This window comes from Pseudomonas sp. P20 (assembly GCF_016463925.1).
GTDB lineage: Bacteria > Pseudomonadota > Gammaproteobacteria > Pseudomonadales > Pseudomonadaceae > Pseudomonas > Pseudomonas aeruginosa.
On record NZ_JAEMVM010000016.1, the window covers coordinates 213,729 to 237,403 of the forward strand.

Sequence of the window (23,675 nt, forward strand, 5' to 3'; positions counted from 1 at the left end):
GTCGAGAGGGCCCGCCGATGCCCGCTTTGCCGTTGTCCCGCCGCGCCCTCGCCGCGCTGGCCCTGGTATTCGCCCTCCCTGCCCTGGCCGAAGACTGGCCCGACACCGACTGGCCCCGTGCCCAACAGCCCGCGGGGCCGGCGCTGGAGGCATTCGAGCGCTATGCCTTCGGTCGTCGCGACGATGTTCGTCGTAAAGGCATCCGCACCGACGCGGTAGTGGTGATCCGCGACGGTCGTCTGGTCTATGAGCGCTACGCCGGCCCGAGCCGTGCAGAGACCCCGCACCTTACCTGGTCGGTGAGCAAGAGCCTGCTCGCCACGCTGCTTGGCGTCGCCGAGGGCGAAGGGCGCTTCCAGCTCGACGACCCGGTGGCGCGCTACTACCCGCCGTTCGCCCGTCATCCCGAGGTGACGTTGCGCCACCTGCTGAACTGGTCTTCCGGGCTGGACTGGCAGGAGGACTACGAGTTCGCGCCATTGAAATCCTCCGTGGTGGCGATGCTCTACACCCGTGGGCGTGACGACATGGCCGGCTTCGTCGCCGAAACCCCGCAGGCCCGGCCGCCGGGCCGGCGTTTCCGCTACTCCAGCGGCGACAGCAACGTGCTGGCGGCGGCCCTCCACGGCATGCTCGGCGCGGACTATGCCGAGTACCCCTGGCGCGCGCTGTTCGAGCCGCTGGGCATCCGTTCGGCGGTATGGGAGCGAGACGCCGCCGGCACGTTCGTCGGCTCGTCGTACGTCTACATGAGCGCCCGCGACCTGGCGCGCGTCGGCCTGCTGATGCAGCGCCACGGGCGCTGGCGCGAGCGGCAACTGCTGCCGCTGGCATGGGTCGAGTTCAACCTGACACCCTTCGCCCGCTACCGGCCGAGCGCGGAAGAGGAGGGCGAGGCGGTGCCGGGCGGCCAGTGGTGGTTGAACCGTGCGGTGAAAGGCGCGCCGGCGCCCTGGCCGGACGTCGCCGAGACCGCCTTCGCCGCGCTCGGCCACTGGGGCCAGGCGCTCTACGTGCTGCCCGAGGAGAAGCTGGTGATCGTGCGCTACGCCGACGACCGCGACGGGCGTTTCCGCCACAACGAATTCCTGCGCCTGGCACAGGCGGCGTTCGCCGGGGAGGCGCGGCCATGATCCGTCGCCATCCCTTGCTCTTCCTGTTCGTCCTGGGGCTGCTCGCCGCCCTCGCGTGGGCCTGGCAGAACCGCATCCACCTGGCGGCCTTTCCCGCCATCATCGGCGCCTATACGGCCAAGGAGTACTGCTCCTGCCGCTACGTGATGGGGAACTCCGCGGACTATTGCCGGGCCTATACCCAACAGTACGTGCCGATCAGCGGCTTCTTCGACGACGAAGCCCGCCGCCGGGTGACCGCCCGCGGCCTCGGCAGTACGCAGACGGCCGCCTGGCTGGGCCCGCGCGAGGGATGCCGGCTCATGCCCGAGGCGGACAGGCTGCCGGACTGACCGGCGGCGCATGTCGGGGCGCGGGGCGAGGGACGGCGCCGGCCCGAAGCCGGAGGTGGAATGCCTGTTGTATTGTGTGTCCTGTTGTTGCTCCTCAGCCCGCTGCTGTCGGCGGCGGAATGGCAACTGGAGCCGGATTACTCGCGGATCAGCTTCGTTTCCGTGAAACGCGCGAAGATGGCCGAGGTGCAGCGCTTCGACCGTCTCAGCGGCCAGATCGACAAGCAGGGCGTCGCGCGCATCGTGGTGCCGCTGGGCACCCTGGACAGCGGCCTGGCCCTGCGCGACGAGCGAATGAAGGACAACTTCTTCGAAACCTCGCGCTTCCCCGAGGCCACCGTGGAGAGCCGCCTGGACATGGCCGGCTTCGACGACCTGCGGGTCGGCCAGTCGCGGGTCGAGAAGCTCGACTTCACCCTCGACCTGCACGGCCAGCAGCGCCGCCTGAAGGCCGACGTGCTGGTCACCCGCCAGGGCGAAGGGCTGGTCCAGGTGGCGACCCTGGAGCCGGTGCTGCTGAAGCTGCTCGACTTCGACCTGGAAGAGAAGCTCAAGCCCTTGAAGGAGATGGCCAATATTCCCTCGATCACTCCCGAGGTACCGGTGTTCGCCGTGCTGAACTTCCGCGAAGTGCCGCCGGAACAGTTCTGACGTACCGGCGGAGGGCGGCGCGGGCCTTGGGTTCCACCCAGTGGAACCGCCTTCCGTTGTCCTTCGCCGCGTGCCGCGCTTAGCTGTGACCACGCCCGGCCGGCCTTGCGTCCGGGCCTCCCGCCAACAAGACCGGAGCGCAATCCGGCCAGAGGAGAGACGGCATGGCTCGACATCGACACATCGTGGCCTGGCTCGAGGAGGTCGCCGACGACCTGCGTAGCCTGCGCCAGGACATCCACGCCCATCCCGAACTGGGCTTCGAGGAGCGACGCACCGCCGCGCTGGTCGCCGAATGCCTGCGCGGCTGGGGCTACGAAGTGCACGAAGGGATCGGCCGCACCGGCGTGGTCGGCGTCCTCCGCCAGGGCGACGGTACGCGGCGGCTCGGCCTGCGGGCGGACATGGATGCGCTGCCGATCGTCGAGGCCACGGGGCTCGGCTACAGCAGCTGCCACGGCGGGCGCATGCACGCCTGCGGCCACGACGGACACACCGCGATGCTGCTCGGCGCGGCACGCTACCTGGCGGCGACGCGGCGTTTCGACGGCACCCTGGTACTGATCTTCCAGCCCGCCGAGGAAGGCCAGGGCGGCGCCGAGGCGATGCTCGCCGACGGGCTGCTGGAGCGCTTTCCCTGCGATGCGCTGTTCGGCATGCACAACATGCCGGGACTGGAGGCCGGGCACCTGGGCTTCCGCGCGGGACCGATGATGGCTTCCCAGGACCTGCTGAGCGTCACCCTGGAGGGCGTCGGTGGACACGGTTCGATGCCGCACCTGAGCGTCGATCCGTTGCTCGCCGCGTCGAGCGCGGTGATGGCCCTGCAGAGCGTGGTGGCGCGCAACGTCGATCCGCAGAGGGCCGCGGTGGTCACGGTCGGCGCATTGCAGGCCGGCGAGGCGGCCAACGTCATACCCCAGCGCGCCGTGCTGCGCCTGAGCCTGCGGGCGCTCGACGGCCAGGTGCGCGAGCAGGTGCTGCAGCGGGTTCGCCAGATCATCGAGTTGCAGGCCGCCAGCTATGGGTGCCAGGCCAGCATCGAGCACTACCCGGCCTATCCAGTGCTGGTCAACAGCGTCGAGGAAACCGAGTTCGCCCGCCAGGTCGGGGTCGAGCTGGCCGGCGCGGAGCAGGTCGACGGCGACACGCCGAAGCTGATGGGCAGCGAGGACTTCGCCTGGATGCTACAGCGCTGCCCCGGCAGCTACCTGTTCATCGGCAACGGCAGAGGACGGCCGATGGTGCACAACCCGGCCTATGACTTCAACGACGACATCCTGGTCCGGGGCGCGGCCTATTGGGGCGCGCTCGCCGAGACCTGGCTGGCCGCCCCCGCGGCGTCCGGCCTTCGACTGACTGCCGCCAATAACGGCGCGGCCTGAGCCGCGCCGGCATTCCCCCGGTTACCAGGAGATTCCCATGCACGCTTGCCCGAGCGGTACCTCGCGTACCCGCCAGGTGGCGGCTGCCGTGATCGGCAACGCCCTGGAGTGGTACGACTTCATCGTCTACGGCTTCCTTTCCAGCCTGATCGCCAGGCTGTTCTTCCCTTCCGGCGACGAGTACACCTCGCTGTTGATGGCCCTGGCCACCTTCGGTGTCGGTTTCTTCATGCGTCCGGTCGGTGGGGTCCTGCTCGGCCTGTATGCCGACCGCAGGGGACGCAAGGCGGCGATGCAACTGATCATCCTGCTGATGACGCTGTCCATCGCGATGATCGCCTTCGCCCCGACCTACGCGGCGATCGGCGTCGGCGCACCGTTGCTGATCGTGATCGCGCGAATGCTGCAGGGTTTCGCCACCGGCGGCGAGTACGCCAGCGCCACGGCTTTCCTGGTGGAAAGCGCGCCGCCGCACCGGCGCGGTCTCTACGGTTCCTGGCAATTGTTCGGCCAGTGCCTGGCGGTGTTCGCCGGTGCGGGGATGGGCGCGCTGGTCACCCATTGCCTGGACGCCGAGGCCCTGGAGAGCTGGGGCTGGCGGGTGCCGTTCCTGTTCGGTCTGCTGATCGGTCCGGTGGGATTGTGGATCCGCCGCTACATGGGCGAGACCGAGGCCTTCCTCGAAGCCATCCGGGAGCCCGGCGAGCGCCAGGGGCTGCTCGGCGTGCTGCGCGAATACCGGCGCAGCGTGCTGGTGAGCATGGGCCTGACGGTGATCGGCACGGTGTCCTTCTACGTGGTGCTGGTGAATATGCCGACCTTCGCCCACAAGCAGTTGGGCCTGCCGCTGGACGAGGTGTTCATGGTGCAGATGGCTGCGGTGGCGCTGATGACCCTGGTGATCCCGTTGGCTGGGGGACTCTCCGACCGGGTCGGGCGGCGCCCGGTGCTGCTGGTCGCGACCCTGGCCTTCATGCTCATGGTCTATCCGCTGTTCGCCTGGGTCGCCGCGGCGCCGAGCCTGGGGCGCCTGCTGCTGATGCAACTGTTGCTGTGCACGGCGATCGGCGGCTTCTTCGGCCCGGCGCCGACCGCGGTGGCCGAGCAGTTTCCGGTGCGGGTGCGTTCCACCGGCCTGGCGGTGGCGTATAACCTGGCGGTGATGCTGTTCGGCGGTTTCGCTCCGTTCATCGTCACCTGGCTCACCGAGGTCGGCGGCTCGCCAGTGGCGCCGGCGTTCTACGTGCTCGGCGCGGCCTTCCTCGGGCTGCTCGCCACCCTCTATCTGCGGGAGGGCGCGACGCCCGCCCCGCGCCCCCGTGAACCGGCCCTGGGCAAGCCGGCAAGGAGTCTGTGAATGAGCGCCACCCGCCATCGAAGCGACGGCCACGAGGAAATCGTCGCGCTTGACGCGCTGCCGCTGTCCGCGGCGATCCGCCGACGCGAACTGTCCTGCCGCGAGGTCATGCAGGCCTACCTGGCGCAGATCGAACGGTTCAACCCGCGGGTCAACGCCATCGTCTCGCTGCAGGCGGAAAGCCGCCTGCTCGCCCAGGCCGACGAGCGCGACCGGCAACTGGCGCGCGGCGAATGGCTGGGCTGGATGCACGGCATGCCGCAGGCGATCAAGGACCTCGCCGCCACCTCCGGCATTCCTACCACCCTGGGTTCGCCGCTGTTCGCCGGGCAGGTGCCGGAGCACGACGCCATCGTCGTCGAGCGGGTGAAGAGCAGCGGTGCGATCGTCATCGGCAAGACCAACGTACCGGAGTTCGGGCTCGGCTCGCAGACCTACAACCCGCTGTTCGGCACCACCCGCAATGCCTACGATCCGGCGCGGATCGCCGGCGGCAGCAGCGGTGGGGCGGCGGTGGCGCTGGCGCTGCGCATGCTGCCGGTGGCCGACGGCAGCGACATGATGGGTTCGCTGCGCAACCCCGCCGCCTACAACAACGTCTACGGCTTCCGCCCGTCCCAGGGACGGGTGCCGCACGGCCCGCAAGCGGAACTGTTCGTCCAGCAACTGGCCACCGAAGGCCCGATGGGGCGCAGCGTGGCGGACCTGGCCCGGCTGCTGGCCACCCAGGCCGGCTACGATCCGCGCTGTCCGCTGTCGTTGCGCGACGATCCGCGCAGGTTCGCCGACGACCTCGGGCGCGATTTCCGCAGAGCCCGGCTCGGCTGGCTCGGCGACTACGCCGGCTACCTGCCGATGGAGGAGGGCGTGCTGGAGCTTTGCGAAGCCGCGCTGGGCGATTTCGCCGAGCTGGGCTGCGACGTCGAGGCGTGCCTGCCGGACTATCCCCTGGAGCGCCTGTGGCGCACCTGGCTGGTCCATCGCCAGTGGCTGGTGCAGGGCTCGCTTGGCGAGCTTTACGCCGATCCCGCACGGCGCCTCCGGCTCAAGCCGGAGGCGCAGTGGGAAGTGGAGTCCGGGCTCGGCCTCGGCGCCGCCGAGGTCTATCGCGCCTCGCTGGATCGCAGCGACTGGTATCGGGCGCTGGCGCGTCTGTTCGAACGTTACGATTTCCTCTTGCTGCCCAGCGCCCAGGTGTTTCCTTTCGATGCAGAAACGGCGTGGCCGCGGCAGGTCGCCGGGCGGCCGATGGACACCTATCACCGCTGGATGGAGGTGGTGATCGGCCCGACCCTGGCCGGTTTGCCGGCGATCAGCGTACCGATCGGCTTCGGCGCGGCGGGCCTGCCGATGGGATTGCAGATCATCGGCCCGGCGCAGGCCGACCTGGCGGTGCTGCAACTGGCCCATGCCCACGAGGGCCTGACCCGTTGGGTCAGCCGCCGTCCGCCGGCGATGCTCGAGGCTCCAGGGGGAATCGACTAGGCCGCGGAGCAATGCTGGCGTATTCGCAGATTCTTCCTACATGACCTGGGCCTGCATCTTGCTTTGCCATAACGGTCTGTCGACGGTGGAGGTGTCGTCATGCCGGAAAGAGAAGAGGCGGGAACCGTGCGTTCGGTGGAGCGGGCGCTGGCGATCCTCGATCTGCTGGGCCAGCACCAGGCGCTGGGGCTCGAGGAACTGCATTACCTGACCGAACTGCCCAAGGCCACGGTGTCGCGGCTGCTGCATACCCTGCTGGAGCAGGGCTGGCTGTACCGCGGCTTGACCGACCGGCGCTACCGGCTGCGTTCCACCCGCCTCTACGGTGACGCCGCCGAGCGCTTCCGTTGCCAGGTGGTGGAGCGTTCCGCGCCGCTGCTGGTGGAGTTGAGCGAGCGAACCGGGCTGGTCGCCGATTTGTCGATTCTCGACGGCGACCGCCTGCTGGTGGCGGAAAGCTCGGTGCCCGGCGTCCTGCGCAAGCGCTACCCGGCCAACCGGCTGGTGGTCGGCCAGCACGCCAGCCTGTTCCATTCGGCCATGGGCAAGGCCTGCCTGGGCGAACTGGCAGACAGCGAGGTGCGCCGCCTGGCGCGCCAGCACCAGGTAGACGAGGACCTCTGGTTGCGCACCCGCGAGCAGGCCCACGGCCAGGGCTACGGCGAGCGTACCGAGGGACACTGGGAGTATCCGGTGCGCCTGCCGTTCCTGATCCGCGCGGTGGCCTTGCCGGTACGCGCCCAGGGTCGCCTGCTCGGCAGCGTGGCGCTGCACTGGCCGCGCGACCAGGATTGCGTCGAACGGGTGCGCCGCCGGCACCTGGGAACCCTGGCCGATACCGTCAGTCAGTTGCAGCACGCGCTCGACTGACGCGGGAGTTTGCCTGCTCCCAGGCGGCCGGTTTAAGGTGGCGCCGGACGCAAAGGGAGCCCGCATGCACAAGTTGATCTGCCTCGGCCTGGCCCTCCTGGCCTTGCCGGTCCAGGCCGCCTGGTACCTGGACTACGAGTCGTCGCGACTCAGTTTCATCTCCACCAAGAACGCTACCCTTTCGGAAGTCGGCCGCTTCCTGGTCATGCACGGCAAGGTCGACGACAAGGGGCAGGCGCGCCTGCGCGTCGAGCTGGACTCGGTGAGCACCGACATCCCGCTGCGCGACGAACGCATCCGCGAGCATCTGTTCGAGACCAAGCGCTTCGCCGAGGCGGAGATCACCGCCCAGCTCGACCTGGCGCCGATCGTCGAGCTGGCCGACGGCGTGCAACTGGAAATGCGCCAGCCGGTGACCGTCAGCCTGCACGGCAAGCGCAAGAGCTACGCCAGCGACCTGTTGGTGACCCGCCTGGACGAGCATCGCTTCCAGGTGGTGACCCTGTCGCCGCTGGTGCTGGACGCCGCCGACTTCGACCTCGCCCCCGGCATCGAGACCCTGCGCAAGCTGGCCGGCGCCGGCAGCATCGGGCTCTCGGTGCCGGTCGGCGCCGTGCTGATCTTCACTTCGCGGTGAGCGGCCCGGTCTTTCCCTGGCGCAGCGACAACCGCTTCGCCCTGCTCAATGACGGCGTGCGGTTCTTCCCGCGCATGCTGCTGGCCATCGAGGCGGCGCAGCGGAGCATCGAGCTGGAGCTGTACCTGGTGGAAGACGGGCATTGCGCCGAACTGTTTCTCGTCGCCCTGCTGGATGCCCGCCGCCGGGGCGTCGCCGTGCGCTGCCTGTTCGACGGCTTCGGCTGCCTCGGCCTGGGCAGCGCCTGGATCCAGCGCCTGCGCGAGGCCGGCGGCGAACTGCGGCTGTACAACCCGCTGCGCTGGAAGCTGACTGGCGGCAATCTCTACCGCGACCATCGCAAGCTGCTGCTGGTGGACGGGCGCCTCGGTTATGTCGGCGGCGCCGGGATCACCGACGAATTCTGGGAACCGGTCAGCGACGTCAGCGCCTGGCGCGAGGTGATGGTCGAGATGGACGGCCCGGTGGTGGCGGACTGGGCGGCGCTGTTCGAGCGGCAATGGCTGGCCTGTCTCGAAGAGAAAGCCTGGAAGCCCCGCGAGGGCATGACCCTTACCCGCCTTCCGCCGCAGCCGGGGGCGGCCCGTGGGTTGGGCCGGGTGGCCTACGCCGACGCCCGCCAGCACCGCGACATCCTGCAATCGCTGGTCCGCGCGCTGAACGGCTCGCGCCGACGGATCTGGCTGGCGACGCCGTACTTCCTGCCGACCTGGAAGGTTCGCCGGGCCCTGCGCAAGGCCGCCCAGCGCGGCGTGGAGGTGCGCCTGCTGCTGGCCGGGCGGCTCACCGACCACGCCCCGGTGCGCTATGCCGGGCAGCGCTACTACCCGCGCCTGCTGCGCGCCGGCGTGCGCATCCACGAATACCAGCCGCGCTTCCTGCACCTGAAGATGGTCATGGTCGACGATTGGGTGAGCGTCGGCTCCTGCAACTTCGATCATTGGAATCTACGCTTCAACCTCGACGCCAATCTCGAGGCCCTCGACCCGGACTTCACCAATGAGGCGGCGGCGAGCCTGCTGGCGGACTTCGCCGACAGCCGCGAGGTGACCCTGGCGATGTGGCGCGCGCGACCCCTGTGGATGCGCCTGCACCAGCGCCTGTGGGGTTGGCTTGACCGGGTAGTGGTGAATTTCCTCGACCGCCGGCGCTAGGGAGCGGCCGTTCGTAGCCGCTGGCCGGCCCGGTGAAACTTGCCGGGGAGCTTGCGGGTCTACCCCGGACCGCCCATTACAATGACAAAGGAGAGATGCGTGGCAACGCCCGACTCCAAGGAACGTTTCATCGGACTGGAATGGTTGCGCTTCCTGCTCGGCCTGTACGTGGTGGTGTACCACACCCTGCATACCTATCCGAAAGAGCAGAAGTTTCCCGGTCTCGATGAACTCACCAGCCTGGGGTTCTTCGCCACCAGCACCTTCTTCGTGCTCTCCGGCTTCCTCCTGGCCCATGTCTACGCGCGCAGCGGCCGGTTGCGCGAAAGCGCCCGCAGCTTCTGGACCAAGCGACTGTCCAATCTCTATCCGCTGCACCTGTTCTCCCTGCTGCTGTCGATCCTGGTGTTGCTGGCCCTCAGCCACCTGGGAATCGGTCCCGAGCTGGACAAGGCCACCCCGCGCTTCGTCATCTACGACACCAACGAAGTGCTCGGCCGCACCCACCCGGAACTCTTCCTGCACTGGATGAGCAACACCGAACTGTTCGTCAACAGCATCCTGCAGATCCTCCTGCTGCAGGCCTGGAATCCCTATTACCTGACCTTCAACGCGCCGTTGTGGTCGCTGTCGACGCTGATGTTCTTCTACCTGGCGTTTCCCTTCGTCGCCCCGCGGCTGATGCGCAGCCGGTACAAGTGGAAGGTGCTGGCGCTGGTCTGGCTGGTCTACCTGATCCCGCCGGTGCTGGTGGTGGCCAGCGAGAGCTACGGGATCCCCTGGACCGGCCTGCTGCATCGCAATCCGTTGCTGCGCCTGCCGGAATTCCTTGGCGGCATCCTGGCCTACGGGTTGTTCCGCGGCTACCGCGACCGCGGCATGGTGCCGGGACGCGGCCTGCTGGCCGCGCTGGTGGCGCTGGTGGTGGCGGCCTTCCTGGTGGCCGACTACCTGTTCACCCAGGGCGCCAAGCATTGGTACTTCCTGCTGCACAACGGCCTGCTGCTGCCGGCCCAGTTGCTGCTGGTGTGCCTTTGCGCGCTGCCCGCCGACCCGAAGAGCGCTTTCGTCCGCCACTGGTCGCCGCGCCTGGGGGCCGCCTCGCTGTCGCTGTTCGCCCTGCATGTGCCGATGTTCACCCTGTTCTCCCGTAGCGAGCGCCTTATCGCCGTGCCGGGGCGTTGTCTCGACGACTGGCGCGCCTGCACCGAGGCGGCGGCCGCGCTGCCATCGTCGCTGCTCTACTACCCGCTGTTCCTGGTCCTGCTGGTGGCGTTCTGCGTGCTGTTCCAGGAGCGCGGCGTGGTGCCGGTGCGCAAGTGGCTGGTGCGCCGGCTGATGCCGGCGCCGGCGCTGGCCAAGGTGCCGCGCCCGGCCTGAGGCCGTTCTCCCGGCGAACCGGACTTTCGACGGGTGGCAGGCCCGACCCGGCTGGTTATGCTGCGCGGATAACCATAAGAAGAGGGATGGAGCATGCTGCGCAGCCTGTCGCTGGCCCTGTCGATCGTCGCGAGCCTGGTCGGCTGCAGCACGCCCGGCGCGTTCTTCGGTGCGGTGGACGGACCGGCCTTCGTCGCCCATCCGAGCGCCGATGCCAGCCACGCCACCGTCTACCTCTACCGTCCGCGGAGCCAGTGGGCGGACGAGGAACTCGAGGCGCCGGGGATCTTCCTCAACAACGAACTGATCGGCAGCCTGCCGAGCAACGGCTACCTGGCGTTCGAGTTCGAGACCGGCAGCTACAAGCTGGAAATGCGCCGGCCGCTGGCGGGCAGCTTCTGGACCCTGTTCGCCGACGGTCCGATGGATTTCACCCGCATCGCCAGCTTCATGCTCGAGGCCAGGGCCGGCTCGGTCTACTACCTGCGCTACGACGAACTCAACCCGCCACCGAAGAGCGAGCACCCGGCGGGTGAGGGCGATGGCCCGCTGCAATTGGTGGCGGCCGATCTCGGCGCTGCGGAAATCGGCGCTACCCACCAGGTCCAGGAACCCATGCAGTTCGCCGCCAGCGGCTACCGGAAACGCGTGCAGCGCTCGTTCTGGGAAGGCGTCGGGCGGGCCCTGGACAAGATCGGCATCTGAACCCGGCACGCGTGTAGTAACCGTCTATTACCCGCGTCCCCCTGCGGATTGGCTACCTTAGGTGCATCCCCGGTATGACCGGGCCCTGCCCGAAGGAGTGCGCGTGATGGCTGCGAAGAAGATCCTGATGCTGGTCGGCGACTATGCCGAAGACTACGAAACCATGGTCCCGTTCCAGGCCCTGCAGATGGTGGGCCACCAGGTGCATGCGGTGTGTCCGGACAAGCGGGCCGGGCAAAGCGTGCGCACCGCCATCCACGATTTCGAAGGCGACCAGACCTACAGTGAGAAGCCGGGCCACAACTTCACCCTCAATGCCGACTTTGCCCAGGCCCGCGCCGAGGATTACGATGCCCTGCTGATCCCCGGCGGCCGCGCGCCCGAATACCTGCGCCTGAACGAGCAGGTGCTGGCTCTGGTGCGTGCCTTCGACGCCGCGCGCAAGCCGATCGCCGCGGTCTGCCATGGCGCCCAGCTGCTGGCCGCCGCCGGCGTCCTGCAAGGGCGGGCGTGCAGCGCCTATCCGGCCTGCGCCCCGGAGGTGCGGCTGGCCGGCGGCGAGTACGTCGACATTCCGTCGGACCAGGCCCACGTCGACGGCCACCTGGTCACTGCGCCGGCCTGGCCGGCGCATCCGGCGTGGCTGGCGCGCTTCCTTGAGGTGCTCGGCACCCGTATCAGCCACTGAGGCCCAGGAGACCCCCGCGCATGTGCGAACTCTATGTGAAAGCCGACCCGATCCTCTATGAATCGCGCTCGCGTTCCTTGCGCATCCGCGGGGTGGTGACCACCCTGCGCCTGGAGAACCAGTTCTGGGACATCCTCCGGGAAATCGCCGAAGGCGAGGGCCTGAGCACCAACCAGTTGATCACCAAGCTCTACGAGGAAGTGATGGACTATCGCGGCGAGGTGCTCAACTTCGCCTCCTTCCTGCGTGTCAGTTGCACCCGCTACCTGGCGCAGCGGCGCGAGAAGGTCGCCGAGCTGAGCCTGGTCGGCCAGCGCGCCCAGGCCTGAGGGGAGGGAAGACGCGACCGGGGTGAAACGTTTAGGCTGGTCGCACTTCCTCCCCGATCCGGCGTCGCCTCGTGAAATACTCCCTGCCCACCACGGCCACCGCGCCGTTCTGTCCCTCGGCGGTCAGCCACAGCGTGGCGGTGCCGGCCGACGCCTCGCCGCTGCGCAAGCTGGCGCTGTTCGTCGGCCCCGGCCTGCTGGTCTCGGTCGGCTACATGGACCCCGGCAACTGGGCCACCGCCATCGAGGCGGGCTCGCGCTTCGGCTACGCGCTGCTGTTCGTGGTGGTGCTGGCGAGCTTTTCCGGGATGCTCCTGCAAAGCCTCTGTTCGCGCCTGGGGATCGCCACCGGCCGCGACCTCGCGCAGCTCTCCCGGGAGCGCTACCGCCCTGGCGTAGCGCGTGGCCAATGGCTGCTGGCGGAGCTGTCGATCGTCGCCACCGACCTTGCCGAGGTGCTCGGCGCGGCGCTGGCCTTCCACCTGCTGCTGGGAGTCTCGATTACCACCGGGGTGGTCCTCACCGCCTTCGATACCCTGATCGTGCTGGCCCTGCAGGGCGCCAACTTCCGCCGCCTGGAGGCCATAGTGCTGGGGCTGATCGCGACCATCGGCGCGTGTTTCTTCGTCGAACTGGTGCTGATTGGCCCCTACTGGCCGGATGTCGCCGCCGGCCTGCGGCCATCCTGGGACACCCTGAGCAGCCAGGAGCCGCTGTACCTGGCGATCGGCATCCTCGGCGCGACGGTGATGCCGCACAACCTCTACCTGCATTCGTCCGTGGTGCAGACCCGGGTCAGCGGCGACGACGCGGCGAGCAAACGCTCGGCGATCCGCTTTTCCCGGCTCGACACCATCGGCTCGCTGTCCCTGGCGCTGCTGGTCAATGCGGCGATCCTGATCCTCGCCGCCGCGGCTTTCCACGGCAGCGGCCACACCGAGGTGGTGGAGATCCAGGACGCCTACCACCTGCTCGACCCGCTGGTGGGCGGCGCCCTGGCCAGCTTCCTGTTCGGCTTCGCCCTGCTGGCGGCGGGGCAAAGCTCGACCTTCACCGGCACCATTGCCGGGCAGGTGGTGATGGAGGGTTTCCTCCGGGCGAAGATTCCCTGCTGGCAGCGGCGCCTGATCACCCGCGGCCTGGCCCTGGTGCCGGCCTTGATCGGCGTGCTCTGGCTGGGCGAAGCCGCGGTAGGCAAGCTGCTGGTGCTCAGCCAGGTGGTGCTCAGCCTGCAATTGCCGTTCGCCCTGTGGCCGCTGATTCGCTTCAGCAGCGACCGGGGCCTCATGGGGGAGTTCGTCAACCCGCGCTGGGTCAGCGCGCTGGCCTGGTCGTTGTTCGGCCTGATCTCGGCGGCGAACCTGACCTTGCTGTATTTCTGGTTCGGCTGAACCAAGGCGCCTGCGGCGCTGCCAGCCCAGGCTCCGGCCAGTGGCCGTACGAAAAAGCCCGGCGCGGGGCCGGGCTTTTTCAGGGACGGAGCAGGCTTACTTGACCTCGACCGCCAGGCTTTCGGCGATCTTCTTCTGCCAGACCGCCGGGCCGGTGATGTGCACCGACTCGCCGTTGGTGTCAACCGCGACGGTGACCGGCATGTCCTTTACCTCGAACTCGTAGATCGCTTCCATGCCCAGTTCGGCGAAGGCCAGCACCTTGGACTTCTTGATCGCCTGGGCGACCAGGTAGGCGGCGCCGCCGACGGCCATCAGGTATACCGCCTTGTTGTCCTTGATCGCCTCGATGGCGATGGGACCGCGCTCGGACTTGCCGATCATGCCCAGCAGGCCGGTCTGTTCGAGGATCTGGCGGGTGAACTTGTCCATCCGGGTGGCGGTGGTGGGACCGGCCGGGCCGACCACCTCGTCGCCGACCGGATCGACCGGGCCGACGTAATAGATGAAGCGGCCTTTCAGGTCCACCGGCAGCGTTTCGCCCTTGTTCAGCATGTCGACCATGCGCTTGTGCGCGGCGTCGCGGCCGGTGAGCATCTTGCCGTTGAGCAGCAGGGTCTCGCCCGGTTTCCAGCTTTGCACCTCTTCCGGGGTGATCTTGTCCAGGTCGACGCGGCGCGCGGACGGGCCGGCTTCCCAGACGATCTCCGGGTAGGCGTCGAGCGACGGCGCTTCCAGTTCGGCGGGGCCGGAGCCGTCGAGCACGAAGTGGGCGTGGCGGGTCGCGGCGCAGTTGGGGATCATGCACACCGGCAGCGAGGCGGCGTGGGTCGGGTAGTCCATGATCTTGACGTCGAGCACGGTGGTCAGGCCGCCCAGGCCCTGGGCACCGATGCCCAGCTGGTTGACCTTCTCGAACAGCTCCAGGCGCAGTTCCTCGATGCGGTTCTGCGGGCCGCGGGCCTTCAGTTCGTGGATGTCGATCGGGTCCATGAGGACCTCCTTCGCCATCACCGCTGCTTTCTCCGCGGTACCGCCGATGCCGATGCCGAGCATGCCCGGCGGGCACCAGCCGGCGCCCATGGTCGGTACGGTCTTCAGCACCCAGTCGACGATCGAGTCGGACGGGTTGAGCATGGCCATCTTCGACTTGTTCTCCGAGCCGCCGCCCTTGGCCGCGACATCGACCTCGACCTTGTCGCCGGGAACGATGGAGTAGTGGATCACCGCCGGCGTGTTGTCCTTGGTGTTCTTCCGCGCGCCGGCCGGGTCGGCCAGGATCGAGGCGCGCAGGACGTTCTCCGGCAGGTTGTAGGCGCGGCGCACGCCTTCGTTGATCATATCGTCGACGCTCATGGTAGCGCCGTCCCAGCGCACGTCCATGCCGACCCGGACGAACACGGTGACGATCCCGGTGTCCTGGCAGATCGGGCGGTGGCCGGTGGCGCACATGCGCGAGTTGATCAGGATCTGCGCCATGGAGTCGCGGGCAGCCGGCGATTCTTCGCGCAGGTAGGCCTCATGCATGGCCTGGATGAAATCGACCGGGTGGTAGTAGGAGATGAACTGCAGGGCATCGGCGACGCTCTGGATCAGGTCGTCTTGCTTGATCACGGCCATGGAGCACGGTCCTCTTCAGGCGGGTAATTCGGATGCGGGGCAGGGTCACGGAGCCGGCCGCAGCCGAGGAGCGCGCCGGTCAGGCACCGGCGCAAAAAAGGCGCGACAGTATAGCCGTTCCGGCGAGACGGGCGCACGCGCCGACGATCAGACCTTGGTCGGCCAGCCGGCTGGTCGGCCGATAAATCCGCGGTCCGCTAGCTGGCAGTTCGTTCGACTAGGCAACCCGCAGGGGGCAGGGTACATTGCGGCCAGGTGCCATTACGGGACGGAGCCCATGCGCACAGACAAGCCTCCTCTGAAACAGCGTGCGCTGCAAAAGCTCTTGCTCCGCCGGTTCGGCATGGCCGCAGGCACCTACCTGCTCGGTCTGGTCCTGCTCTGGCTGGCGCTACTCAGCGGCTTCTACCGCGCAGCGCCGACCACCGCGGCGGCCAGCACCACCCTGGTGGTGGCTTGCCAACTGGCCTTCCTCTGGCTGTTCGCCAGCGGTCGCAACCTGCGTTACGCCGATCCCAGCCTGACCGAGCCGCAGGTGCTGGTGGCGATCGCCTGGCTGACCTATTTCCTCTACCACGTCGACAGCCTGCGCGGCACCTTCATGGTGTTCTACGTGCTGGCCCTGCTGTTCGGCGTGTTCCAACTGCCGCCGCGGGTCTTCGCCCGCTGTGCGGCGCTGGCGTTCATCGCTTTTTCCGGCATCTACCTGGTAGAGGCCTTGCAGCAGCGTCTCGAGCTACCGGGCCGGGCTGCATTGCAGGTGCTCGTGATGTTCATCGTAATGGTCTGGCTGAGCCTGTTCGCCAGCTACATACAGGCGATGCGGCAACGCATGCGCCAGCGCCGCTATGCCTTGCAGGCGCACCAGGACACGCTGCGCGGCATGATGCGCCAACTGGAAGACCTGGTGGCCACCGACGAACTCACCGGTCTGTTCAACCGCCGGCATTTCATGCGCATGGCCAGCCGGGCGCTGGAAGACCTGCTGCCGAACCGGCAGCACGGCCTGGCGCTGATCGACCTCGATCACTTCAAGCGGATCAACGACCGCCACGGCCACGCCGCCGGCGATCGGGTCCTGCAGACCTTCGCCGCGGTGGCGCGTTCCTGTCTGCGCGATGGCGACGTCCTGGCCCGTTACGGCGGCGAGGAGTTCGTCCTGCTGCTGCCCCACGCCGACGCGGAACAGCTGGAAAGCTGTTGCGAGCGCCTGCGCCTGGCGTTCCAACAGGCGGAACCGGTCGGGGTCACGGTGGATACCCTGAGCCTTTCGGTGGGCATGACCCTGCTGTATGCCGACGACGATCTCGACGAGGCCTTGCAGCGGGCCGACCAGGCGCTCTACCGTGCCAAGCGCGGCGGACGAAACCGCTGCGACGCCACCTGGGAGGTCACCAGTGCCTGACATACGGGTCGGCGAGCGACGCCTTGCCGTCGCCGCCGGCAGCAACCTGCTGGATGCGCTGCTCGCCGGCGGCATCGCCGTGCCCCATAGCTGCCGCGCCGGCAGTTGCCACGCCTGCCTGGTGCATTGCCTGCAGGGCGAGGTGGACGACACCCTCCCGGAGGCGCTCGATCCGGCACGGCGCGAAGCGGGCTGGCGGCTGGCCTGTCAGTGCCGGGTGCTCGGCGACCTCGTGTTGCAGCCTTTCGATCCTGAGCGCGACGGGCTGCCGGCCAGGGTCGTCGCCTGCCACTGGCTGGGCGATGTGCTGCGCCTGCGCCTGGAGCCGGAGCGGCCCTTGCGCTATCGCGCCGGGCAGCACCTGCTGCTGTGGAGCGACGATGGCGTGGCGCGTCCCTATTCGCTGGCCAGCCTGCCTCACGAGGACCCATGGCTGGAGTTCCACATCGACTGTAGCGCTCCCGGCGCGTTCTGCGACCGCGCCCGGCGCCTGGCGCCTGGCGCGCTCCTGCGTCTGGGCGAGTTGCGCGGCGGGGCGTTGCGCTACGAGCCGGACTGGCAGGAGCGACCGCTGTTGCTGATGGCCGCCGGCACCGGGCTGGCGCCGCTCTGGGGGATACTTCGCGAGGCCTTGCGCGCGGAACACCAGGCGCCGATCCAGTTGCTGCACCTGGCGCGCGACCACTACCTGGCGAGCGAGTTGGCGGAGTTGGCCGGGCGTCATCCGCAAGTGCGCGTCAACCTGGTGTCGGCGGCGCAGTTGCCCTCTGCCTTGGCCGATCTCCGCCTTGTTCCGCGGCGCAGCATGGCCTTACTCTGCGGCCAACCCGCCAGTGTCGAACGCTTCGCCCGGCATCTCTACCTGGCCGGCGTACCGCGTAGCCAGACCCTGGCGGACCTGTTCCTGCCCCACGCCTGACGCGGCGCGGTGGCGGTGCCTTGCAGCCATTGCCGCGGCCCTGCGCCGCATCCCTGGAGTGACGATGAGCGAGCTGATTCGGGTCGAACGCGAAGCGGGGCTGCTGACCCTGCGCCTGGACCGCCAGGACAAGAAGAACGCGCTGACCCGCGCGATGTACAGTCGGATGGCCGAGGCGCTGCTGGAGGCGCAGGCCGATACGGCTGTGCGGGTAGTGCTGATCACTGGCGGCGATGCCTGCTTCACCAGCGGCAACGACATCCTCGACTTCCTCGAGCAACCGCCATCCCTGCGCGACAGCCCGGTCGGCCGCTTCATGAGCGCCCTGCTGGAATTCCCCAAGCCGGTGATCGCCGCGGTGAACGGACCGGCGGTGGGTATCGGCACCACCCTGCTGCTGCATTGCGACCTGGTCTTCGTCGGTCGCAACGCGCGATTGAAGATGCCGTTCGTCAACCTCGGCCTGACACCGGAGTTCGGCTCGAGCCTGATCCTGCCGCGCATGCTCGGTCATGCCAGGGCTGCGGAATTGCTGATGCTCGGCCAGGACTTCAGCGGCGAGCAGGCGGCGGCCTGGGGCCTGGCCAATGCGGCGCTGGAGGATGGCGCCACGGTGCTGGAGCACGCCCGCGATGCGGCCCGGCGCTTCCTGCACCTGGCGCCCTCGGCGGTAGTGGAGAGCAAGCGCCTGATGAAAGCGCCGTTTATCGAGGAGCTTCGCCGGGTGATCGCCGAGGAAGGCGATATCTTCAGTACCCGACTGCGCTCGCCCGAGGCGATCGAGGCGCTCAGCGCCTTCATGCACCGGCGCCAGCCGGATTTCTCCAGGTTCGCCTGAGCACACCGCTGTTGGGCCAGCGGAGCGACGATCCGTAGGGCGAATAACGCCCCAGGCGTTATTCGCCGCGATGCGGCTGAAACGGCGGATAACCGCGTAGCGGTTATTCGCCCTACACCAGGTTGGGCCAGCGGAGCGCCGGTCTGTAGGGCGGATAACGCCCCAGGCGTTATTCGCCGTGAGGCGTCTGAAATGGCGGATAACCGCGTAGCGGTTATTCGCCCTACACCACGTTGAGTTAGCGGAGCGCCGGTCCGTAGGGCGGATAACGCCCCAGGCGTTATTCGCCGCGATGCGGCTGAAACGGCGGATAACCGCGTAGCGGTTATTCGCCCTACACCAGGTTGGGCCAGCGGAGCGCCGGTCCGTAGGGCGGATAACGCCCTAGGCGTTATTCGCCGCGATGCGGCTGAAACGGCGGATAACCGCGTAGCGGTTATTCGCCCTACACCACGTTGGGCCAGCGGGGCGCCGGTCCGTAGGGCGGATAACGCCATAGGCGTTATTCGCCGTGAGGCGTCTGAAATGGCGGATAACCGCGTAGCGGTTATTCGCCCTACACCACGTTGGGCTAGCGGAGCGCCGGTCCGTAGGGCGGATAACGCCCCAGGCGTTATCCGCCGCGACGTGCGCTTATACCAGCAGGTCGCCGACGTGCAGCACCTTCATGGTGTTGGTGCCGCCCTGGGCGGTGTAGCTGTCGCCCTTGGTCAGGATCACCCAGTCGCCCTTGGTCACCACGCCGCGCTTGAGCAACTCGTCGACCGCGGCCTGGCTGACCTTCTCCGCCGGCAGCGCCGCCGGGTCGAAGGGGATGGTTTCCACGCCGCGGAACATCGCCACGCGAGCCTGGGTCTCGCGGTGCGGGGAGTAGGCGTAGATCGGTACCGACGAGCGGATGCGCGACATGATCAGCGGGGTGAAGCCGCTTTCGGTCAGGCAGATGATCGCCTTGATCCCCGGGAAGTGGTTGGCCGTGTACATCGACGCCAGGGCGATGCTCTCGTCGCAGCGGTCGAAGGTCTGGCCGAGGCGGTGGCTGGATTTCTGGCTGGTCGGGTGCTTCTCGGCGCCCTGGCAGACGCGGGCCATGGCTTTCACCGCTTCCACCGGGTACTCGCCGGCGGCGCTTTCCGCCGAGAGCATCACCGCGTCGGTGTAGTCGAGCACGGCGTTGGCCACGTCGGAGACTTCCGCGCGGGTCGGCATCGGGCTGTGGATCATCGACTCCATCATCTGGGTCGCGGTGATCACCACTTTATTGTTGCGGCGGGCGTGCAGGATGATCTTCTTCTGGATGCCGACCAGCTCGGCATCGCCGATTTCCACGCCGAGGTCGCCACGGGCCACCATTACCGCGTCGCTGGCACGAATCAGGCCGTCGAGTGCGTCGTCGTCGGCGACCGCCTCGGCGCGCTCGATCTTGGCTACCAGCCAGGCCTTGCCTCCGGCCTCGGTGAGCAGGCGGCGGGCGTATTCCATGTCCTTGGCGTCGCGCGGGAAGGAAACGGCCACGTAGTCCAGGTCCATGTCCGCGGCCAGCTTGATGTCGGCCTTGTCCTTGTCGGTCAGCGCCGGCGCGGTGAGACCGCCGCCGCGGCGGTTGATGCCCTTGTGGTCGGACAGCGGGCCGCCGATCAGCACCCGGCAGCGCAGTTCGTCGGCGGCGACTTCCTCGACCACCATCACCACCCGGCCGTCGTCCAGCAGCAGTTCATCGCCGACCCCGCAGTCCTTCACCAGGTCCGGGTAGTCGATGCCGACCACTTCCTGGGTACCGGCGTCGCGGGCGTGGCTGGTGGAGAAGCGGAACTTGTCGCCGACCTGCAATTCGATGCGCTTGTTGGCGAACTTGGCGATGCGGATCTTCGGTCCTTGCAGGTCGCCGAGCAGGGCGACGAAGCGGCCGTGCTTGGCCGCCAGTTCGCGCACCAGCCTGGCGCGGGCGCGGTGTTCATCGGGGGTGCCGTGGGAGAAGTTGAGGCGGGCGACGTCGATCCCGGCCAGGATCAGTTGCTCCAGCACTTCCGGGGAATTGCTGGCTGGGCCGAGGGTGGCGACGATTTTGGTGCGGCGAACGGACATGCAAAGGACTCCTTGGATAACGCTGGCGTGCAGGCTACCACCGGCGAGGCTCGGCGGCGACTGCGGAGTCATACTATCTGCATCAGATGTCATTTGTCGGTTTGAGCACCAGCAGGTCGCATTCCACCTCCTCCAGGACGCGTTCGGCGGTCTGCCCGATCAGTGCGTTGTCCAGGTGCCCCCGGGCGACCGCGCCCATCAGCAGCAGGTCGATGTCGTTGGCCCGGACGAAGTCGGGGATCGCCTGCTCGGCATAGCCGGCCAGCAGGTGGCGGCGCTCCGCGGCGATCTCCGGGTAGGCTGCCAGCAGGTCGTCGAAGGCCTGGCGGTGACGTTCCTCATGTTGCAGCACGAAACGCTCGTAGCCGGCGAGCATTTCCGCGTCGAACAGCAGGCTGCGCGGCATCGCCGCGTGGGTATGCAGGTAGTCGGCGCGCAGCCCCAGGCTGGCTTCGAGCTGGCGGGCGGCGGCGATCAGCCGGTGATCGAGGGCGGCCGGCTTGTCGCTGGCATGCAGCGGGTCGAGCGCCGCGCACAGGCGCTGGCCGCGCCAGGCGTCGTGATGGACCAGCCAGAGCGGCTGCGGGCAGTGGCGGATCAATTGCCAGTCGCTGTTGCCCAGTAGCAGGCGGCGCAGCAGGTTGTGCTTGCGGGTGCTCTTGAGGACCAGGTCGGGCCGGGTTTCGCCGACCCGTTGCAGGACCATCCGGTCCAGCGGCTTGCCCCACTGGGCCTCGACCTGAGTGCGGATGCCGGCCTGCTGCAGCGGCATGGAAAGCTGCTCCAGCCAGGTGACCCGTTCGTCCAGGTAAAGGTCGCGGGCACGCTGCAGCGAGTGACTGTCGAAGAACAGCCCGCCGTCCAGCGCCGGGTTGAAGTCGCACAGCAGCAACTCGACGCTGGCACCGCTGCGTTCGGCGATCCACTGGGCACGGGTAAGGGCCGGCTGTTCGTCGCTGCTCGGGTCGACGACCACCAGCAGGTTATGCAGGTTCATGGCAACGCTCCTGGCATTGGGCGGGAATGCCATTGCAGACCAGGCGCCGCGACGGGCGCTTGATCTGGGTCAGTCCGGCGGGGATCAGCGAGGTTGCACGTTGAGCGCCTGGTCGAGGTGCCGGCCGGCCTTGTTCGACAATTCGCCTTCAGGATAGTCGAGCAACTGGCGACGCAGGTATTCGATGGCCTTGTCGCGGTTCGGGTGCGGGTTGTCCGGCGCCAGGTACATCAGGCCGAGCTGGTAGAGGGCTTTTTCCTTTATACCGGCAGGAATCGCCGGATCGTTGACCGCCAGCAGGTAGAGCTCGGCGGCTTCGTCGACCCGATCCTTGAGCACCGCGCGGCGCGACAGCAGGGTCATGTCCGGGTCGAGGCTGGTCTTGTAGAGATCGAGGTTCTGCTGTGGCTTCCAGGTGGCGAGCAATTCGCGAGCGCTCTTCTGCACCGGCTCCCTGGCCCGCTGGCGCATTGCCAGCAGGCGCGCCTGGGCATGCTCGGCGGCGTGGGTGCCGGGGAACTCGCGGACCACGCGCTGGAAGTAGTCGGTGGCCTTGGCGTCGTCGCGCTGGTCGTTGTAGCGGCTCATGTAGATCAGGCCGATCTGGTACAGCGAGATACCGCGCACCTCGGCGCTGTAGCGGCGATTGTCGTAGCCGGTGAGGTAGAGCTTTTCCGCCTCGGCGCTCCTGTTGTCGCGGATCGCCATGGCGCTGTAGGTCAGCAGGTCGCCTTCCTCCTCGATGGCGGCGGTCATGCGGTTGCTCTTCATCTGCTTGTATTCGGCGACTTCGCCAGTGGTCACCTGGGCGACGAACAGCGGCGTGGTCGGCGAGCAGGCGGCCAGCAGCGACAGCAACGGGAGCAGGACGAGACGGCGGGCGAAGCGCATGGCATCTCCTTGGCGCCAGGGCGAGGGGCATCCCAGTCTAGTCAGGCCCTTCAGTCACGCCAATACGCGCCGATACAGTTCCCAACGGAGGATATGCCTATGCGAAGCTTGATCGTTGCCTGCCTGGCGCTGAGTGCCACCGGTTGTAACAGCTGGTCGCTGAACAGCGACCTGAACGGGGCCTACCGCGCCTACGACAAAGGCGATTGCGCACAGGTGATGCTCGACCTGTCGCGGGCCGAACGGCGGATTCGCGCGCGGCCCTACCTGCAGCCGGAAATCTCGCTGCTGCGCGGCCAGTGCCTGGAACGCCAGAGCCTGTTCGTCGACGCGGCGCAGACCTACCACTTCATCATCGCCCGTTACCCCACCAGCGAATATGCCTACCGTGCCAAGGCGCGGCTGGAGACGTTGCGCCAGCTGGGCCGGCTGAGCGAGACGCCGGCCTCGGCCAGCGCCGTGCCGACCCGCCTGTAGGCGGCCGGGAGGGATTGGACGGGCGTTCAGGCTGACCGTCGGTCGCATGGGACACCGGTCTATCCGGTAAGCTTCGCCCTGGATTTCACGGAGGAGGTTCGCATGCGTGCCCTGTGGTTCTGTGTCGCCCTGATGCCCGTGCTGGCGCAGGCGGACATCTATCGCTGGACCGATGCCCAGGGCAAGGTACACTTCTCCGCCACGCCACCGGCCGGCGCGCAACGCGTCGAAGTCAGGCCGCAGGTGGTGGAACGTGACGCCGCGACCCGCCAGCGCGAGCAGCGCACCCAGGAGTATTTCGATGCTCGTCGCGAGGAACGCACCGCCGCCGCCGAACGTGCCGGCCAGCGCCAGGCGGCGCTGGCCGAGGAATGCGGGCGCTTGCGGCAACAGTTGTCCCAGCTCGAACGCGGCGGCCGCTTCTATCGGCAGGACGCCGGCGGCGGGCCGGTTTATCTGAGCGATGCCGAGCTGGACGCCATTCGTCGCGAACTGGCCTCGCGGGAGTCCGAACGCTGCCGCTGAGCTTGTTCCCCGAGCGCCGGCATCGTCATACTGGACTGCAAATTATAGCGAAATGCCATTATGGGTCTTCAACGACATATCCAGCGCCATCAGTTGCCCAGCTACCTGAAGGTGTTCAATCGCATCACCGATAAGCCGATGGGCTACATCGGCAACGTCTCCGAGGACGGCCTGCTGCTGATCAGCCAATTGCCGATGCTGGTCGGCGCGCGTTTCGAACTGCGCCTGAAGGTTCCGGGACTGGGCGGTCGCCCGCAATGCATCGATTTTTCCGCCGACTGCCGGTGGACCTGCGAGGACGTCACGCCCGGTCATTTCGATTCCGGCTTCCATCTGCTGGCGCCGCCCGCCGAATTCCTCGAACTGGTGGAGGCGCTGCGCCGCTACTTCAGCTTCCCCCGCCAGCCGCAGTCGGTCTGAT

General features: G+C 68.0%; 24 protein-coding genes. 20 read left to right on the forward strand and 4 right to left on the reverse strand.

Translation table 11 applies throughout. The features are described from left to right. Nucleotides 1-17 precede the first annotated feature (17 nt). From JHD77_RS21800 to JHD77_RS21865, 14 genes are all read left to right on the forward strand, one after another. On the forward strand, nucleotides 18-1,133 hold the full coding sequence (locus JHD77_RS21800; protein WP_003101127.1) for a serine hydrolase domain-containing protein: 1,116 nt from the start codon (nucleotides 18-20) through the stop codon (nucleotides 1,131-1,133). Further along, nucleotides 1,130-1,465, forward strand: coding sequence for a hypothetical protein (locus JHD77_RS21805; RefSeq protein WP_003093963.1), 336 nt, complete (start codon nucleotides 1,130-1,132; stop codon nucleotides 1,463-1,465). Before JHD77_RS21800 ends, JHD77_RS21805 begins: the two co-directional genes overlap by 4 nt. Nucleotides 1,466-1,525: 60 nt before the next feature. Beyond that, the gene (locus tag JHD77_RS21810; RefSeq protein WP_003120867.1) at nucleotides 1,526-2,116 is read left to right on the forward strand and encodes a YceI family protein; all 591 of its coding nucleotides are present in this window, start codon (nucleotides 1,526-1,528) and stop codon (nucleotides 2,114-2,116) included. A gap of 164 nt (nucleotides 2,117-2,280) precedes the next feature. Then, nucleotides 2,281-3,501, forward strand: a complete 1,221-nt coding sequence (locus JHD77_RS21815; protein WP_023084721.1) for a M20 aminoacylase family protein — start codon at nucleotides 2,281-2,283, stop codon at nucleotides 3,499-3,501. Between the two features lie 37 nt (nucleotides 3,502-3,538). Beyond that, complete coding sequence (locus tag JHD77_RS21820; protein ID WP_003110047.1) at nucleotides 3,539-4,858, forward strand: citrate-proton symporter; 1,320 nt, start codon at nucleotides 3,539-3,541, stop codon at nucleotides 4,856-4,858. Continuing rightward, nucleotides 4,859-6,343, forward strand: a complete 1,485-nt coding sequence (locus tag JHD77_RS21825; protein ID WP_031755903.1) for an amidase — start codon at nucleotides 4,859-4,861, stop codon at nucleotides 6,341-6,343. A 99-nt stretch (nucleotides 6,344-6,442) separates the two neighbouring features. Then, nucleotides 6,443-7,213 (forward strand): IclR family transcriptional regulator, encoded by a 771-nt coding sequence (locus JHD77_RS21830; protein WP_003093951.1) that lies wholly within the window; start codon nucleotides 6,443-6,445, stop codon nucleotides 7,211-7,213. A gap of 64 nt (nucleotides 7,214-7,277) precedes the next feature. Continuing rightward, a complete protein-coding gene (locus tag JHD77_RS21835) occupies nucleotides 7,278-7,850 on the forward strand; it encodes a YceI family protein (RefSeq protein ID WP_003093949.1) in 573 nt (190 codons plus the stop codon). 74 nt (nucleotides 7,851-7,924) lie between these two features. Next, the gene (locus JHD77_RS21840) at nucleotides 7,925-9,004 is read left to right on the forward strand and encodes a phospholipase D-like domain-containing protein (protein ID WP_003120863.1); all 1,080 of its coding nucleotides are present in this window, start codon (nucleotides 7,925-7,927) and stop codon (nucleotides 9,002-9,004) included. A gap of 99 nt (nucleotides 9,005-9,103) precedes the next feature. Next, nucleotides 9,104-10,384 (forward strand): acyltransferase family protein, encoded by a 1,281-nt coding sequence (locus tag JHD77_RS21845; RefSeq protein WP_031755902.1) that lies wholly within the window; start codon nucleotides 9,104-9,106, stop codon nucleotides 10,382-10,384. 93 nt (nucleotides 10,385-10,477) lie between these two features. Continuing rightward, a complete protein-coding gene (locus tag JHD77_RS21850) occupies nucleotides 10,478-11,089 on the forward strand; it encodes a DUF2846 domain-containing protein (protein ID WP_003101143.1) in 612 nt (203 codons plus the stop codon). A 103-nt stretch (nucleotides 11,090-11,192) separates the two neighbouring features. Beyond that, on the forward strand, nucleotides 11,193-11,777 hold the full coding sequence (locus JHD77_RS21855) for a DJ-1/PfpI family protein (protein ID WP_019485779.1): 585 nt from the start codon (nucleotides 11,193-11,195) through the stop codon (nucleotides 11,775-11,777). Between the two features lie 20 nt (nucleotides 11,778-11,797). Further along, on the forward strand, nucleotides 11,798-12,106 hold the full coding sequence (locus JHD77_RS21860; RefSeq protein ID WP_003093942.1) for a ribbon-helix-helix domain-containing protein: 309 nt from the start codon (nucleotides 11,798-11,800) through the stop codon (nucleotides 12,104-12,106). An 83-nt stretch (nucleotides 12,107-12,189) separates the two neighbouring features. After that, the gene (locus tag JHD77_RS21865; protein WP_073624752.1) at nucleotides 12,190-13,497 is read left to right on the forward strand and encodes an Nramp family divalent metal transporter; all 1,308 of its coding nucleotides are present in this window, start codon (nucleotides 12,190-12,192) and stop codon (nucleotides 13,495-13,497) included. 96 nt (nucleotides 13,498-13,593) lie between these two features. Here the strand turns inward: JHD77_RS21865 and JHD77_RS21870 are convergent, their stop codons facing one another. Continuing rightward, nucleotides 13,594-15,117: a fumarate hydratase gene (locus JHD77_RS21870; protein WP_003093938.1), complete on the reverse strand. Its 1,524-nt coding sequence runs from the start codon at nucleotides 15,115-15,117 to the stop codon at nucleotides 13,594-13,596. Nucleotides 15,118-15,394: 277 nt separating this feature from the next. On the opposite strand from JHD77_RS21870, the gene JHD77_RS21875 reads away from it, so the two are divergent. From JHD77_RS21875 to JHD77_RS21885, 3 genes are all read left to right on the forward strand, one after another. Further along, the gene (locus JHD77_RS21875; protein WP_003101151.1) at nucleotides 15,395-16,522 is read left to right on the forward strand and encodes a GGDEF domain-containing protein; all 1,128 of its coding nucleotides are present in this window, start codon (nucleotides 15,395-15,397) and stop codon (nucleotides 16,520-16,522) included. Continuing rightward, nucleotides 16,515-17,441 (forward strand): iron-sulfur-binding ferredoxin reductase, encoded by a 927-nt coding sequence (locus tag JHD77_RS21880; RefSeq protein ID WP_003101153.1) that lies wholly within the window; start codon nucleotides 16,515-16,517, stop codon nucleotides 17,439-17,441. The genes JHD77_RS21875 and JHD77_RS21880 overlap by 8 nt, the downstream gene beginning before the upstream one ends. A 64-nt stretch (nucleotides 17,442-17,505) precedes the next feature. Further along, nucleotides 17,506-18,279, forward strand: a complete 774-nt coding sequence (locus JHD77_RS21885) for an enoyl-CoA hydratase (protein WP_003101155.1) — start codon at nucleotides 17,506-17,508, stop codon at nucleotides 18,277-18,279. A 633-nt stretch (nucleotides 18,280-18,912) separates the two neighbouring features. Here JHD77_RS21885 and pyk read toward each other — a convergent pair. The 3 genes from pyk to JHD77_RS21900 form a co-directional block, all read right to left on the reverse strand. Beyond that, nucleotides 18,913-20,364 carry a pyruvate kinase gene (gene pyk / locus JHD77_RS21890; RefSeq protein ID WP_003093930.1) on the reverse strand — a complete coding sequence of 484 codons (1,452 nt, stop codon included), beginning with the start codon at nucleotides 20,362-20,364 and terminating at the stop codon, nucleotides 18,913-18,915. Between the two features lie 82 nt (nucleotides 20,365-20,446). Next, nucleotides 20,447-21,361, reverse strand: coding sequence for a universal stress protein (locus tag JHD77_RS21895; protein WP_003093926.1), 915 nt, complete (start codon nucleotides 21,359-21,361; stop codon nucleotides 20,447-20,449). An 84-nt stretch (nucleotides 21,362-21,445) separates the two neighbouring features. After that, entirely contained in the window at nucleotides 21,446-22,252 is an 807-nt protein-coding gene (locus tag JHD77_RS21900) for a tetratricopeptide repeat protein (RefSeq protein WP_003101159.1), read from the reverse strand. A gap of 93 nt (nucleotides 22,253-22,345) precedes the next feature. On the opposite strand from JHD77_RS21900, the gene JHD77_RS21905 reads away from it, so the two are divergent. From JHD77_RS21905 to JHD77_RS21915, 3 genes are all read left to right on the forward strand, one after another. Then, the gene (locus tag JHD77_RS21905) at nucleotides 22,346-22,729 is read left to right on the forward strand and encodes a tetratricopeptide repeat protein (protein ID WP_003120855.1); all 384 of its coding nucleotides are present in this window, start codon (nucleotides 22,346-22,348) and stop codon (nucleotides 22,727-22,729) included. 102 nt (nucleotides 22,730-22,831) lie between these two features. Further along, the gene (locus JHD77_RS21910) at nucleotides 22,832-23,254 is read left to right on the forward strand and encodes a DUF4124 domain-containing protein (protein WP_003093901.1); all 423 of its coding nucleotides are present in this window, start codon (nucleotides 22,832-22,834) and stop codon (nucleotides 23,252-23,254) included. A 60-nt stretch (nucleotides 23,255-23,314) separates the two neighbouring features. Continuing rightward, nucleotides 23,315-23,674 carry a PilZ domain-containing protein gene (locus JHD77_RS21915; protein ID WP_003093898.1) on the forward strand — a complete coding sequence of 120 codons (360 nt, stop codon included), beginning with the start codon at nucleotides 23,315-23,317 and terminating at the stop codon, nucleotides 23,672-23,674. Nucleotide 23,675: the final 1 nt, after the last annotated feature.